We start from the raw sequence: 2,034 nt of genomic DNA, 5'->3' as shown, positions 1-2,034 counted from the left end.
GGCGCACAGCGCTCGCGGCGGCTCCGACCAGTGCCGGGTCGCCGGGGTCGTCGCCCGCCACGATCAGCATGTCCAGGGCGCCGATCCACGGCGGCGGCTCGGCGGCGATCACGATCGGCGTCGGTGCACCACCTGACGTCGCGGCCAGCATGGTGCCCGCGGTCTCGGCGGTACCTCGCCCGGCAACCCAGATCACGGTGCGCGGGAGATCACCACGCAGCGAATCCAAGGCACCCTCATCGAGTGCGGCGGCTACCGCGCGAACATGCGCGCCGCCCATCGATGCGGCCCGCAACAGTCCCTCGCGGTCGGCGGCAAGCAGGCCGTCGGCGTCGTCGAGGTCGATCACGGCCTGGGCCGCGTTCACGTCACGGCCTCCGGCTGCGCGACCTGCCGATTGATCTCACCGGCAACCTGCTCGACGACGGCGTCGACGTCCTCGGTGCAACGTCCTTCCACATTCAGCCGCAGCAGCGGCTCGGTGTTGGAGGTGCGCAGGTTGAACCAACTGCCCTCGCCGAGGTCGACGGTCACCCCGTCGAGGTGGTCTATGGAGTGAATCCGAGTGCCGAACGACTTGAGCACCGCTTCGACGCAGGAGCCTGCGTCGGCCACGGTGAAGTTGATCTCGCCGGAGGACTCGTAGCGCTGGTAGTCGGCGGTGACCTCGGACAGCGGGCGCTCCTGTTTCCCCAGTGCGGCAAGCACATACAGCGCCGCCAGCATCCCGGAGTCGGCGCCCCAGAAGTCGCGGAAGTAATAGTGCGCCGAGTGTTCGCCGCCGAAGATCGCGCCGGTGTCGGCCATCAGCCCCTTGATGTAGGAGTGCCCGACCCGTGAACGCACCGGCGTGCCACCGCGCTCGACGACCAACTCCGGCACCGCGCGCGACGTGATCAGGTTATGGATCACCGTCGCACCGATCTCCCGGCTCAGCTCGCGGGCGGCGACCAGAGCGGTCACCGTCGACGGCGACACCGGCTCGCCGCGCTCGTCGATGACGAAGCAGCGGTCGGCGTCGCCATCGAAGGCCAACCCGATGTCTGCGCCGCTGTCGCGCACATAAGCCTGCAAGTCGACGAGGTTCGCCGGGTTCAGCGGATTGGCCTCATGGTTGGGAAAAGAGCCGTCGAGTTCGAAGTACAACGGCAGCAACGTGATCGAGTCGATCGCACCGAATACCGCCGGTGCGGTGTGGCCCGCCATCCCGTTGCCCGCGTCGACGGCCACCCGCAGCGGGCGCAGCCCCGAGGTGTCGACCAGCGTGCGCAGGAAGTCGCCGTACTCGGCGAGCACATCCTTGTCGGTGACGGTTCCGGTGGGCCCTTCGTGGGACGCGACTCCGGCGATGATGTCGTCGCTGATGGTCGTCAACCCGGTGTCGGCGCCGACCGGCTTGGCACCCGCCCGGCACAGCTTGATGCCGTTGTAGGCCGCCGGGTTGTGGCTTGCGGTGAACATCGCTCCCGGGCAGTCCAGCAGCCCCGAGGCAAAGTAGAGCTGATCGGTCGATGCCAGGCCGATGCGGACCACGTCGAGACCCTGGCCGGTGACGCCGGACGCGAAAGCGGCCGCAAGTGACGGCGAGCTGTCGCGCATGTCGTAGCCGATGGCGACCTGCCGCGCGCCTTCGCTACGCATCAGCGTGGCGAAGGCAGCACCGACGTCGGAGACGAACGACTCGTCGATTTCCGAGCCGACCAGACCTCGCACGTCATATGCCTTGATCACACGGTGGACAGCCGCAGCGGGCCGAGACATCGAGGGGCTCCTGACTAAGTGGACAACTTGGTCGCCAGCCTAGCCCGGCGACGACGCGGACCGGCACGGTCCGCCGAGGAGTCGGGCAGTCAGACCTAGCCCGGCGACGACGCGGACCGGCACGGTCCGCCGAGGAGTCGGCGGTTGCTAGTCGCCGGGGTCGGGCAGCACGCGAAGATGACCGCGGCGACGCCCGTTACCGGGCGGGCGCTGGCCGGCCGAGGTCAAGACGCCGGTCGCCGGCGCCTCGGCCGTCGCACCGTTGTACTGAGC

General features: G+C 69.0%; 1 protein-coding gene and 1 pseudogene. Both read right to left on the bottom strand.

Annotated features, from left to right (window positions below):
• Positions 1–367 (bottom strand): annotated as a pseudogene (locus WAN02_RS22790) (TobH protein); the annotation flags it as partial.
• Entirely contained in the window at positions 364–1,761 is a 1,398-nt protein-coding gene (locus WAN02_RS22785; RefSeq protein WP_422266628.1) for a phosphomannomutase/phosphoglucomutase, read from the bottom strand. The gene WAN02_RS22785 and the pseudogene WAN02_RS22790, both read right to left, overlap by 4 nt.
• Between the last annotated feature and the right edge of the window lie 273 nt (positions 1,762–2,034).

This window comes from Mycobacterium sp., from assembly GCF_049281135.1.
Classification (GTDB): Bacteria; Actinomycetota; Actinomycetes; order Mycobacteriales; family Mycobacteriaceae; genus Mycobacterium.
Note: the sequence above shows the minus strand (reverse complement) of the source record. Positions and strands in the feature narration are given on the sequence as shown.